Below are 12,889 nucleotides of genomic sequence, written 5' to 3'. Positions count from 1 at the left end.
CCTTATGCCGGAACGTCGGCGAGTTTTTCGATGGCGGATCGTTGCAGATCGGTTTGCTGCTGCAACAGCGTCGCCATCTGCGTGTAGGCGCGGGACACCTCGACCATGCGGCTCATCTCGGTCACCGCATTGACGTTGGAGCGCTCAATGAAACCCTGATGGACTTGTGCGTTCGTATCCGGCTGAGCGGAATTGCCTGCGCCCGCGGCGTAGAGGTTGGAGCCCTCCTTGATCAGCTTTTGGGCTTGCGGGAAGGAGACTAGCCGCAGCGTGCCGCGGATCGAGTTGGTCGCGTTGTTGATGCCCTCGATCACGGTCACGGTGCCGTCGGCGGAAATCGTAATGTCACGGTCGGTTTGCTGGAACCTGATCGGGCCGTTGGAGCCGAGCACCGGAAAGCCCGATGCCGTTACCAGTTGTCCCTGTGAATTGAGCTGTAGTCCGCCGTCGCGGGTGTAACGCTCGCCGTTCGGCGTTTGCACCACCAGAAACGCATTGCCGTCGATCGCGACATCGAGTGGGCTCTTGGTCTGCTCGGTCGGGCCGCCGGCGAAGTCGTGGAAGGTGGCGCGGTCCTGGACAAAGCTTACGCGGCGGTCGCGGCCGACGAAGTTGTCTTCGTGCGCTCCCGGCATCAGGTATTCCTCGAACAGCGAGCGGTCGGCCTTGTAACCGTTGGTGTTGACGTTCGCGACGTTGTTCGCAATGACGTCTATCCGCCGTTCGAGCATCATCTGCCGCGACAGTCCGATGAGGAGCGTATTCTCCATCGGTGGTTCTCCCCTTGAGAATCCGTGTGAAGAAAGCCCTCCCAGGCCGCGACACCGGATCGATCGAACCTCGAGGCTCTCCCAAGCCTGCGGTTCAAGAAAGGGATAGCGAAAGCCGTGCCAGCTTCAGAAGCGATGGATTATCAGTCGTTTATTGAAATCCGCCCGGTGGGGGACCGGGTAATTAAGGCCCTGTTGACCATATCGGCCCGGCAAAATCTTCCTAGTTATGGTTAAAAGAAAGGTTCCGTTAACCATTGCGTACCTAGTGTGGCAGCCCAGAAGTTCTCCGCATTTTCGCCACTACCTCGAAAGCGAACTTCTGACCAAAACACACCAGAATGGATGCTGGTGAACGTCGAATTCGAAGTTCGCTAGCCGTTGCGGGAGCGACGAGCTTCGGGTCCGGGCACTAGTGTCAAGGCAATAGGGCGCGTGTGCGCCGGCGGCATCTGTTCTGCGTATCCAGCCTGCTCGGCGGCCTCGGACCGACCCTGGGTGAAAGGGCTAGCTGACGATGGCAGAGAATGATCAGGCTGAAAAAGCGGCAGATCGAGACGCGTCGCCGGCCAAGAAAAGGTTCAAGCTGATTGTCGCGGTCGGCGCCGTGCTGCTGATTTTCGTCACCGGCGGCAGCATCTGGTTCTTTTTATTCCGCCATCACGACGGCGAGCAACTTGCCGAAGCGCCGCCGCCGAAGCCGCCGTCCTTCGTCGACATACCGGACATGCTGGTCAATCTGGTCGGCGCGCCCGGAGAGCGGGTGCAATATCTGAAAGTGAAGGTCGTTCTTGAGGTGAAGGAGGAGCCGCAGGTCGAGAAGATCAAGCCGGCACTGCCGCGGGTTACCGATCTGTTTCAGACTTATATGCGCGAATTGCGTCCAAGTGATCTCAACGGTTCAGCCGGGTTGTTCCGCCTGAAGGAAGAACTGACCAAACGCGTGAATGCTGTGATCTCGCCCGATCGTGTCAATGCGGTGCTGTTCAAGGAAGTCGTCATCCAGTGAGAAGTGCCGCTGTTTTTGAAGTTGCTATATCATTTGCCGCAAGCTCGTATCAGGAGCTTCAAATCGCAAGCGGCACCCCAAGAAATGAACTTCGGAAACGGGCGCTAGCGCGGAAACGGGATCATGTCGGACGATAGTGATCAAATTGATCAGGATGCAATCGCAGCCCAGTGGGAGGCCTCGCTCGACTCGGAGGATCCAGCCGAAGCGGCGAAGTCCGCTGCCGCGAATGAACTCACGGAAGCGATGGCGGCACAATGGGCCGCCATGGTCGACGACGGCGGCCGCGATTTCGGCAGCGGCAAAAACGGCGGCGAGCGGGTTCTGTCGCAGGAGGAAATCGACAACCTGCTCGGCTTTAGCGTCGGCGAGATCAACGTCGACGACAATTCGGGCATTCGGGCGATCATCGACTCGGCGATGGTGTCGTATGAGCGCCTGCCGATGCTGGAGATCGTGTTCGACCGCCTGGTGCGGCTGATGACGACGTCGCTGCGCAATTTCACGTCCGACAACGTCGAGGTCTCGCTTGACCGCATCACCTCGGTCCGCTTTGGCGACTACTTGAACTCGATACCTCTGCCGGCGGTGCTCAGCGTGTTCAAGGCCGAGGAGTGGGAGAACTTCGGGCTGGCGATGGTGGATTCCAGCCTGATCTACTCCATGATCGACGTGTTGCTGGGTGGCCGTCGCGGCCAGACCTCGCTCCGCATCGAAGGGCGACCCTACACGACGATTGAAACCAATCTGGTAAAGCGGCTGGTGGAAGTCGTTCTGGCCGACGCGGAGCAGGCGTTCCGGCCGCTTTCGCCGGTGTCGTTTTCGATCGACCGTCTCGAAACCAATCCGCGGTTCGCGGCGATCACCCGTCCGGCCAATGCGGCGATCCTGGTCCGGCTGCGGATCGACATGGAAGATCGTGGTGGCACCATCGAACTGCTGCTTCCCTACGCCACCATTGAGCCGATCCGCAACGTTCTGTTGCAGATGTTCATGGGTGAAAAGTTCGGCCGTGATCCGATCTGGGAAAGCCACCTCGCCACCGAGATATCGCAGGCGCAGATCGCCGTGGACGCTGTGTTGTATGAGGCCGAAATCCCGCTCAAGCAGCTTATGACTCTGAAGGTCGGCGACACCCTTGCGCTTGAAATGCGGCCTGATGCGTCAGTGGCGGTTCGGTGCGGCAGCGTTACGCTCACCGAAGGCCGCATGGGACGGGTCGGCGACCGCGTCGCCATTCGCGTGTCGAGACATTTGCGCAAACCGAACACCACCTTCGCCATGTTCGAGAGAGCGGACGAGCAGACCAAGATGATGGAGGCCCAATGAACCACTCTTTCGGATTAGCGATCGAGAGCCTTGTTGCGGTTCTTCTCGTTCTGACAATCGGTTACTGCATGCTACTGAACAAGCGGCTGAAGCGGCTGAGGTCGGATGAACAATCGCTCAAGGCGACGATCAGCGAACTGATCACGGCGACCGAGATCGCCGAGCGCGCCATCGGCGGGCTGAAGCACACCGTGCGTGACGTCAACGACAATCTCGGTAACCAGATTTCGTTGGCCACCGATTTGTCGCGACAGTTGGCGAAGCAACTGGCTGAGGGCGATGCCGTCATGCGGCGGTTGACCAGGATCGCGCTTGCGGCGCGCCCGCCGGCGGCCCCGGAACCGGACGCCGTGACGAGCGATGCCCGCTCTGTCGCAGCCGCGGCGCGGGCATTTTCCGAACGCAAAAGGACGAACGGCCTCGCTGCATGAGTGCTTTCAGGGACATCCGGGTCATTCCCGTCGTAGCGGCTGCGATCTTCGGCCTTGCGGTGCTCAAGGTCGCGGGGCTCGTGATCGACGGCGGCTATGTCTTCGATGTCCGGCGGGATTCATCCCGTCCATCATGGGCGCAGGAGAATTTGAACTTTCCAGGCGCAGCTCCGGACGCGGGCGACATCACCGGATCGGTCGAGGCGAAGAACAAAGACGCCGCCGCCAAGGACAGTGCGGGAGAAGATAAGGCGAAGCACGAAGAACCCGCCCAGGCAGCAGACACGCCGGGAGTGGCGAAGGTAGGCACTCTCCCCGAGCCGGGTCAGTCTGTGTCGCCCTCCGAGCGGGCCATCCTCGAGCGCCTTCAGAGCCGGCGACAGGAAATCGAAGCGCGTGCTCGTGAAATTGACATTCGCGAAAGCCTCTTGCAAGCCGCTGAACATCGTATCCAGGGCCGCGTCGAGCAGATGAAGGGCATCGAAGCGCGGATCGCGACCGCGACCGAGGAGAAGAACGAGGCCGAGATTGCCCGCTTCAAGGGTCTCGTGACGATGTACGAGAATATGAAGCCGAAGGAAGCGGCCAAGGTGTTTGACCGGCTGGAAATGCCGGTACTGTTCGAGATCGCCTCGAAGATCGCGCCGCGCAAGATGTCGGAGATTCTCGGTCAGATGTCTCCAGAGGCTGCGGAACGATTGACGGTTGAACTGGCGCGCCGTGCGAGCGGTGGCAACGCCACTGCGGCCTCCAATCTTCCGAAGATCGAGGGTCAGCCGACGCAGCAGACTCACAACTAGTGGTCCGTTCTAATATTCGCATTCTGCTTCAGCGAACCTCCTTGCGAAGGTTAGAATCAAAGGACCGCTAGCAACTATTGGGTTTCCAATGGAGTTTTGAATTTGACATTCGCTTGCCGGCTTTGCTGCGACGTGGGTAGCGAACGTTAAATTCACTCCACGAGGATCGTTGTTTAACAAGTCCTTAATTCCACAATCCTAGTGTTCGGTCTGACCGGCGTGCGAGCGTCCGGTCACGTATCCGAGTCGAGAGACTATCTGGAATGGCGCGGACGATTGCCGCTCGATGTTGGTCGCAAGCGCGCGCTTGCGCGCGGCGGCTTCGGCGCGACTTTATTCCGGCGGTCGCGACAGCCGTGCTGCTGCTGGCCGCGGCGTTTCCCGATGCAAGTCGCGCGCAGGTGGTCCAGGGAGAGGCGAGCTTTGTGGCGGCGAACGGTTTCGCGCGCCTCGTGCTTACGCTCGAGGATGACGTCGATTCAGAGGTGACGGTGGCGGGCACCGTCCTTCTGATCCGATTCAAGCGGCCGGTGGATATTCCCGTCGACAGGATCTCGGACGCGGTACCGGACTATGTCGGCTCGGCGCGCCGCGATCCGGATGGTTCGGCCATTCGTCTGGCGCTGGCGCGCAAGGTCACCGTCAATACGATGACCGCCGGCGAGCGCGTCTTCATCGATTTGATGCCTGACGGCTGGAAGGGGCCGCCGCCTGAATTGCCGCAGGAGGTGGTTCGAGAACTGGCGGAACGTGCCCGCGCCGCCGAGCGCGCCTTGCGCGAACAGCGCAGCCTCGAAGCGGCGAAGAAGCGGTCGCCGGTTCGCGTGCGCGCTTCGTTGCAGCCGACCTTTGTGCGCTATGTTTTTGAGTTGCCGGACGGCAGCGGCGTATCTTCCAACCTCAATGAGCAAACGCTTGCGCTGCTGTTCAAGCCTGCGCTGACGTTCGATCTGGCGGATGCGAAACTGGTGGCGCCGGCCAATGTCGGCTCGATCGCGCAGAAGGTCGACGGCGAGGGCTCGCGGATCGAAATAAAGCTGATCGGCGATGTCGATGTGCATTCGTTTCGTGAAGAGAAGAACTACATCGTCGATATCGGCTTTCAGCAGGCCGGCAAACCGATACTGCCGGTGCCGCTCGCGTCAACCGAAGCTCGGCCGCAGGGCGCTTCCGCCGGAAAGGCAGCCGAGATTCCGCCGCCGACCTCTCAGACGATTGCGGAGCAAGCCCGGCTGACGGTTCGGCCTCCGGCGTCTGATGTCAAACCCGCGCCGGCGGCAAAAACTTCCGAAGCCGCGCCGGCTATCGCTGCACCTCTCGCGTCTGTTCAGTCTCCGGTCGAAAAGCCGGTTGCCGCCGCAGCGCCCTCTACCGCTCCTTCAACGGCGGACGCTTCAGAATCGAAGCCGGCAGAGGAGAAGCCAGCAGAAAATATTTCCATCAAGCAGGACTCCGCAAAGGCCGCGGCGGCGTCAGAGCCTGCGATCGCTCCGGCGCCATCAAGAAAGACAATCGCGCGTGACGCTGTGACCCTCGACGCTGAGAGACGCACCGAGGGTTTTCGTCTGACGTTCGGATTCGGCGCGCCGGCACCGGCCGCGCTGTTTCGGCGGGCCGATACGGTGTGGCTGGTGTTCGATTCCGAGCAGCCGATCGATACCGACGCGATCCAAAAGGAGGGCGGGCCGCTCATCACCGACATCGATCGTCGTTCCTTGAACAACGGGCAGGCAATTCGTATCCGCCTGGCTCGTCCGCAATTGGCCTCTCTCTCGGCCGGAGACTCGAAGGGTTCTGCATCCGCTGCGGCGGGCGAGAGCTGGATCGTGACGTTTGCCGATGCCGTACAACAGCCATCGCGCGCGCTTTATGCACAGCGCAATGTGATCGATCGGGCTCACGCAAGCGTCACTGTGCCGCTCGCAGGCCCCGGCAAGCTGCACCGGATCGTCGATCCCGACTCGGGCACTGCCCTGATGGTCGTGACCGCGCTGCCGCCGGCGCGCGGCTTTATCAGGCGTCAGCAATTCGTGGAGTTTTCGCTGGGTGAATCGATCCATGGCGTGGTGGTCGAGCCCAAGTCCGATGATATTGCCGTCGAGGTCGCCTCCGACAAGGTCACGGTGACCCGACGGGGCGGTCTTACCCTGTCGGCGGCCAATGCCGCGCCCGAGCGTGCGGCGTCCGCGGCGCAGCCGATCTTCGATGTCGAGCAATGGCAGAAGGACAGCAAGGCCGATCTCTTCAAGCGGCTCGATGAACTGGTCGACGCCGCGTCGACGGCGGGTGACGATGATGCGCGGACCACTGCACGGATCGACCTCGCCCGGTTCTACATGGCGCGCGGCTTCTATCACGAAGCCAGGGCGGTTCTTGACCTCGCATTGTCCGAACGGAATCCCGGACAGGAAGATCCGGTTCTGCTGATCGTACATTCAGTTGCGAGTTCGCTGACGAACTATACGGCGTCGGCTATGCGGGATCTCGCTAATCCGGCGATCGGAGCCGATTACGATTCTCAACTCTGGAAGGCACTTGCGCTCGCGCAGCAGCATAAGTGGGCGGAAGCACGGGAGAAGTTCAAGAACGCTCATTTCGCCATATCGGTATTGCCAATCGATTTGCAGCGCGCGATCGTCACTGCTGCGATGCGAGCCTCGCTTGAGGTCGGGGATTTTTCCGGGGTCGCTTCGTGCAGCAGTGATCTCGACGCGCTCGGCATTCCCGACGAGTTGAAGCCCCGGATTACAGTCATGCGCGGACGGCTGTCGGAAGCGCTCGGGCGCGACAAGGATGCGCTTGCTCAGTACAAGGAGGTGATGGTCTCGCCGGACCGCGAAGCCGCGACCGAGGCGCAGCTTCACAACATCGCGTTGCGACAGAAGCGCAACGAGATCAAACCGGAAGATGCGCTGTGCGATCTCGAAACGCTGTCGGTGATGTGGCGCGGCGATAGGCTGGAAGTGCAGACGCTGAAAATGCTGATGGCGCTCTACATCGATACCGGCCGCTATGCGGAGGCGCTGGCGGCGTCAAGGACGGCCACGCGGCTGGAACCGGACTCCGCGGTGTCGCGCCAGATTCAGGATGACGCGGCGGCGCTGTTCGCCCAGCTCTTCCTCAGCACGAAAGGCGGCAATCTTCCGCCGGTCGATGCGTTGGCGATGTTCTACGACTTTCGCGACCTGACTCCGATTGGCCGTCGCGGCGACGAGATGATCCGCCGGCTCGCGGATCGTCTGGTCGCCTTCGATCTGCTCGATCAGGCGGGCGAACTCCTGCAATACCAGATCGATCATCGGCTGGAGGGTGCAGCGCGCGCGCAGGTCGCCGCGCGGCTGGCAATGGTCTATCTGATGAACCGCAAGCCGGACCGGGCAATCGCCGCACTTCGCACGACGCGGATCGCGGATCTCGCCGGTGAATTACGTCAGCAGCGCTTGCTGCTCGAAGCGCGCGCGCAGAGCGATGTCGGCCGCCGTGATCTCGCGCTCGACATCATCTCAAATCTCGCCGGGCGTGAGGCGGTTCGTCTGCGGTCCGATATTTACTGGGCGTCTCGGCGCTGGCGCGAGGCGTCCGAACAGATCGAGCTTTATTACGGCGAGCGCTGGCGCGATTTCAAACCGCTCAAGCCGAACGAGAAGAGCGACATCATTCGCGCTGTCATCGGCTACGCGCTTTCCGAGGACGCGCTTGGGCTTGCGCGCTTCCGCGAAAAATATGCACCGCTGATGAACGGCAGCGCCGATAAGGTCGCTTTCGATACCGCCAGCAAGCCGGCGGCAGGCAACAGCGCCGAATTCGAGCAGATCGCCAAGATGGCGGCGAAGGTGGATACGCTGAGTGGCTTTCTGCGCGAAATGAAATCGCGCTTTCCCGACATGATGACAAAAACGTCACCGCCGCCCGAAGAAGCAGCGGCAGATCCGTCTCCCACGGGCACGCTGCCGCAGATCGTCGGATCGGAGCGCGCCGAGGCATCACGCTGACGGATGCGTATACCCGAGACGGGGTCACCGCCGCATGAGCAGGCAGACTTGGACGAATGGGATGCTTTCGTCCCTACCGCCCGCTCGATATTCAAGGACGCATGGAAGAAGCGGACGGCGCAGACGGAGCGATCAACGCCGTCTATCGTCGCGAGCGCGCGATCCTGCGGGAACGAGATCGGGCTCTTTTCGGCGCGACGACGAAGGCCGCTGTCGCCGGAAGAGGCGAAGGTAGATCAGAACGCACTCAAGATCTTCTTTCGCTTTTGATGAAGTGAGAAGCGACGCTCCATCTCTGATGTGTGGATTTCAATCGCGTCGAGCGCTTCGTCGAGATCGACGTGCTGTCGCACGCAGTCCCACGACAAACGATGACACCACCATCATGTTTTCCTTCAATTGATGCCCGAAGCGAAATCGCGAGGTGGTATAGAATTCTGTGCAACCGCCCTTGCGCACTCAAGATATTCTTTCGCTTTTGATGGAGTGAGAAGCGATGCTCCATCTCCTGTTTGATGCGTGGATTTCAATCGAGTCGAGCACTCCGTCGAGATCGACTGCTGTCGAATGCAGTCCTACGACAAGCGATGACACCGCTATCAAGTTTGTCTTTAATTGAAGCCAAAATGCGAAGCTGCAAGGCGGTACAGAATTCTGTGCAGCCGCCTTTGCGCACTCAAGATCTTCTTTCTCCGCTTATGATGGAGTCAGAAGTATTCTTATGTTTTGTTTGATGCTCTCTGCGCGTTGACACCATACAACCTCGGCATCATACAATACGAAATATTCCGATAGACACATCGACAAGCTATCGGATTGAGGCGTCTTCCTACTTTAGATGATCATCGTTTTTGAGTCGTCGCATCGTTCCTCATTGATGAGGAGTGTGCGGCATGCGCGGACGGCTGCGTCGATCAAGGACTGCGCGAACCATTTTTCGAATGTTGCGGCTCAGCGGATCCGAACCCGCTATGACAGAGCAACTTGGGGGGTGATATGAGTTATATGAAGAGTTCTTTCCTCGGCTCGACGGCAAGGCTGGTTTTCCTGTCCACCGTTCTGCTTGTCGCCATTCCTTCGAATCTTGCGCATGCACAGGGCGACGAAGGCCAGGGGCCTGGCCATGGCCATGCCGTAGCCCAGAACGGAGATGCCGAGCCGAAGCCGCAAGCTTGGCCTCAGTTCAAGGCGACCACGCCAACGCCGCTGTACTCGCTCTACGACACACTCGGACGACCCGACAATCTCACGATTAACGGCTCTATTCGCTCCCGTGGTGAAGGGCTCGCCAACCAATTTCGTCCGGCGCCTGCCGCGCGCGATGACTATTTGGCCTCGTTCTTCACCAATATTTTCGCCGAATACAATCTCGGCACGGTGAAGATCGGCGCGGAGCTGTTTGATAGCCGTGGCTACGGAGAGCCGCGAAACTCGGCGGTCTCCACCAATGAGGTGAACGCCCTCGAACTCGGCCAAGCCTATCTTAACGTCGATCTCTCCGATGTCCTGCACGATGGCTCGAGGAGCAGTCTCACCGCTGGCCGGTTCACAAAGGACATCGGCTCACGCCGCCTCGTGGCGCGCAATTTAATGCGCAACACCATCAACTCCTTCACCGGTCTGTCCTACGACTGGAAGGGCACGAACAAGGATCAGATGACCCTGCTCTGGACCATGCCGCAGACGCGGTTGCCCGATGACACACGCGGCATCCGCAACAATACGATCGAGTTCGACTCGGAGAGCCCGGACTTTCAACTGTTCGGCGGTTCCTATACCTTCGCGAAGGTGTTCGGCGGATCGTTCGAGGTCTATGGCTACGGCCTGTACGAGCAGGATACTGGGACAACGGGTCCGCAATCGGTGCAGACCCGGAACCGTCGCCTGTTCACTCCCGGCGCGCGGCTGGCGCGGGCGAAGAAGCCCGGGCAGTGGGACTACGATTTCGAGGCGATTTACCAGACGGGTCTCGCCCGGGAGACAACTGCCGTCACCGACACGCGCGACCTCAAGGTGTCGGCCTACTTCTTCCATGGCGAGGCGGGCTATACCTTCGCTGCGCCCTGGCTGCCGCGGGTCGCGCTGCAATACGATCACGGTAGCGGCGACAGCAGAAACCCTAATACCTTCACCCGTTTCGACAGTCTGTTCGGCGTCCGCCGCGAATACAACCCAGTCGACCTCTACGGGCCGCTGCAGCGATCCAACATGATCTCACCGGCGATACGCTTCGAGGTCACGCCGAGCCCGATCTGGGATGCCTTCTTCGCCTACCGCACGCTTTTCCTGGCGGATCGCACCGACAGCTTCGGCCAAACCCAGGTACGGGACCGCACCGGCCGATCCGGGAACTTCGCCGGCCAGCAGATCGAGGCTCGCCTGCGATACTGGGTTGTTCCCGATGCCATGCTGTTCGAAACGGGGGCAGCCTATTTGTTTAAAGGTCGGTTTCTGCAGGACGCTCCCAACGCACCCAACACGGCCGACACCGTCTACGGCTATCTCCAGACCAGCTTCTTCTTTTAAAGTAACGACCGTGCCGGCCCAACAGCAAATGCCTGTGGATTCCGCGCAAGAATATGTTCGAGGCATCGCTCGCATCTTCCGAGCCCCGCGCCGTACCTGTTCGCGCTCGTGTGTCGATATCTCTTGTTTGGAACTTCAACCGCGCCAAGCACTCGTTCGAAAATCGACTATTATGATGCGTCTGCATGTTGACACCGCAATATACGATTTATGGCGAGAAACATATCGATAGGCTATCGGCCGGGGGCATCCTGAGTCGTCCTGTTTTTAGATGATCGCTGTTATGGGTGGTCGCGCGCGTTCCTCGTTAATGAGGAGCGCCCCCACGGCTGCGATCAGTTAACGACTACGCGTAACGTTTTTCGAATGTTGCAACTCAGCGGAATCCGAGCCCGCCATGACAGAGCAACATGGGGTTTGGTATGAATTTGATGAAGAGTTCTTTCCTCGGCTCGACAGCAGGACTGGCTTTGCTGTCCACCGTCCTGCTTGTCGCCATCCCATCGAATCCTGCGCAGGCACAAGTTGCGGCTCAGTCCCAAGCGGGTCGGCAGGCGGAAGCGGGCCAGGGTCATGCCCAAGTCCCGAACTACTGGGCGAATGCTGACGCTCAGGAGTGGTCGGAAGTCCAAATTCAGGCGCTGACGTGGCCCTACTTCAAGCCGACCACGTCGAACCCGGTATTCTCACTCTACGACGCACTAGGAAGACCCGAGAATCTTAAGATCGGCGGCATGTTCCGTTCCCGCATAGAAGGAATCAACAACCAGTTCCGTCCGGCGCCTGTCGCGTCCGATGATGTGTTGGCGGCTTTCCGCACCAACATTTTCGCCGAGTACGATACCGGCCACAAGGTGAAGATCGGCGCGGAGCTGTTGGACAGCCGCGGCTATTTGGAGAAACCGAACTCGTCGGCCTCCACAACGGAGGTGAACGCCCTCGAACTCGGCCAAGCCTATCTCAAATTCGATCTTTCCGACGCCACGGGCGATGGCTCGAAGAGCAGCCTTACCCGCCGGCCGGTTCATCAGGGACATCGGGTCGCGCCGCCTCGTGGCGCGTAACGACTACCGTAACGCCATCAACGCCTTCACTGGCGCCGTCTTCGACTGGCAGGGTGCGAACAAGGATCAGATGACCCTGCTCTGGACCATGCCTCACACCCGGTTGCCCAGCGACATGGCGGGCATCCTCGACAATGCGATTGTGATCGACCGGGAAAATCTGGACCTGCAGTTCTTCGGCAGTACCTACACCTTCGCGAACGTGTTGGGCGGATCGTTGGAAGTCTATGGCTACGGCCTGTACGAGCAGGATTCCGGGACCGGCCTTCGAGCGGTTCAGACCCGGAACCGTCGCTTGTTCACCCCCGGTTTCCGGCTATGGCGGGCGCCGAAGCCTGAGCAGTGGGACTACGAGGTCGAGGCGGACTATCAGACCGGTCTGGCCCGGGATACAACCGCCGTCACCGACAGGCGCGACCTCGAGGTCTCGGCCTACTTCATTCATGCGCAGGCGGGCTATACCTTCAACACAAAGTGGCTCCCGCGAATCGTGGTGCAATACGATCACGCCAGTGGCGACAGCAGTAATCCCAATACCTACACCCGCTTCGACACCCTGTTTGGCGCTCGGCGGTGGGAACTCGGCCCAACCAGTCTTTACGGGCTGGCGCAGCGGTCCAATATGATTTCGCCGGCGGTGCGCTTTGAGATTACGCCGAGCCCGATCTGGGATGCGTACGTCGCCTACCGCCCGCTCTTCCTGGAAAATCCCACCGACAGCTTCGCCGCGTCAGGGGTACGGGACCGTACTGGCCGATCCGGCAGCTTCGCCGGCCAGCAAATCGAGACTCGCTTGCGGTATTGGTTCATCCCGGACGCTCTGCTGCTCGATACCGGCGTTGACTACGTGATCAAAGGCAGATTCCTGCAGACCGCCCCCAACGCGCCTCCCACAGGCGACACCTTCTATGGCTATTTCCAGACCAGTTTCTTCTTCTAAAGACCATGCCGGCCCAACAGCAGATATC

At 60.2% G+C, this 12,889-nt stretch carries 7 protein-coding genes and 1 pseudogene; 7 read left to right on the top strand and 1 reads right to left on the bottom strand.

The genetic code is table 11. The annotated features are described in order from the left end of the window. Positions 1-2: 2 nt before the first annotated feature. Positions 3-770 carry a flagellar basal-body rod protein FlgF gene (gene flgF, locus ACZ5IL_RS16530; protein WP_464593163.1) on the bottom strand — a complete coding sequence of 256 codons (768 nt, stop codon included), beginning with the start codon at positions 768-770 and terminating at the stop codon, positions 3-5. Positions 771-1,287: 517 nt separating this feature from the next. Here flgF and fliL point away from each other — a divergent pair. The 7 genes and pseudogenes from fliL (at position 1,288) to ACZ5IL_RS16495 (ending at position 12,861) form a co-directional block, all read left to right on the top strand. Beyond that, positions 1,288-1,779 carry a flagellar basal body-associated protein FliL gene (gene fliL, locus ACZ5IL_RS16525; protein ID WP_464593161.1) on the top strand — a complete coding sequence of 164 codons (492 nt, stop codon included), beginning with the start codon at positions 1,288-1,290 and terminating at the stop codon, positions 1,777-1,779. 123 nt (positions 1,780-1,902) lie between these two features. After that, the gene (gene fliM, locus ACZ5IL_RS16520) at positions 1,903-3,108 is read left to right on the top strand and encodes a flagellar motor switch protein FliM (RefSeq protein WP_464593159.1); all 1,206 of its coding nucleotides are present in this window, start codon (positions 1,903-1,905) and stop codon (positions 3,106-3,108) included. After that, complete coding sequence (locus ACZ5IL_RS16515; RefSeq protein WP_464593157.1) at positions 3,105-3,539, top strand: DUF6468 domain-containing protein; 435 nt, start codon at positions 3,105-3,107, stop codon at positions 3,537-3,539. Before fliM ends, ACZ5IL_RS16515 begins: the two co-directional genes overlap by 4 nt. Next, on the top strand, positions 3,536-4,339 hold the full coding sequence (locus tag ACZ5IL_RS16510) for a MotE family protein (RefSeq protein ID WP_464593155.1): 804 nt from the start codon (positions 3,536-3,538) through the stop codon (positions 4,337-4,339). The genes ACZ5IL_RS16515 and ACZ5IL_RS16510 overlap by 4 nt, the downstream gene beginning before the upstream one ends. A 263-nt stretch (positions 4,340-4,602) precedes the next feature. Continuing rightward, positions 4,603-8,331 (top strand): ATP-binding protein, encoded by a 3,729-nt coding sequence (locus ACZ5IL_RS16505; protein WP_464593153.1) that lies wholly within the window; start codon positions 4,603-4,605, stop codon positions 8,329-8,331. A gap of 996 nt (positions 8,332-9,327) precedes the next feature. Further along, a complete protein-coding gene (locus ACZ5IL_RS16500; RefSeq protein ID WP_464593151.1) occupies positions 9,328-10,857 on the top strand; it encodes an alginate export family protein in 1,530 nt (509 codons plus the stop codon). A gap of 422 nt (positions 10,858-11,279) precedes the next feature. Further along, a pseudogene (locus ACZ5IL_RS16495) lies at positions 11,280-12,861 on the top strand (alginate export family protein). The last annotated feature ends 28 nt before the right edge of the window (positions 12,862-12,889 follow it).

The organism is Nitrobacter sp. CN101 (assembly GCF_055390255.1).
This window is presented reverse-complemented; position numbering and strand designations above follow the sequence as displayed.

What these genes read in the sequence shown, in the direction of transcription:
- ACZ5IL_RS16510 (WP_464593155.1), top strand. Translation starts at nt 3,536, where the DNA reads ATGAGTGCTTTCAGGGACATCCGGGTCATTCCCGTCGTAGCGGCTGCG.
- flgF (WP_464593163.1), bottom strand. Translation starts at nt 770, where the DNA reads ATGGAGAATACGCTCCTCATCGGACTGTCGCGGCAGATGATGCTCGAA.
- fliM (WP_464593159.1), top strand. Translation starts at nt 1,903, where the DNA reads ATGTCGGACGATAGTGATCAAATTGATCAGGATGCAATCGCAGCCCAG.
- fliL (WP_464593161.1), top strand. Translation starts at nt 1,288, where the DNA reads ATGGCAGAGAATGATCAGGCTGAAAAAGCGGCAGATCGAGACGCGTCG.
- ACZ5IL_RS16515 (WP_464593157.1), top strand. Translation starts at nt 3,105, where the DNA reads ATGAACCACTCTTTCGGATTAGCGATCGAGAGCCTTGTTGCGGTTCTT.
- ACZ5IL_RS16505 (WP_464593153.1), top strand. Translation starts at nt 4,603, where the DNA reads ATGGCGCGGACGATTGCCGCTCGATGTTGGTCGCAAGCGCGCGCTTGC.
- ACZ5IL_RS16500 (WP_464593151.1), top strand. Translation starts at nt 9,328, where the DNA reads ATGAGTTATATGAAGAGTTCTTTCCTCGGCTCGACGGCAAGGCTGGTT.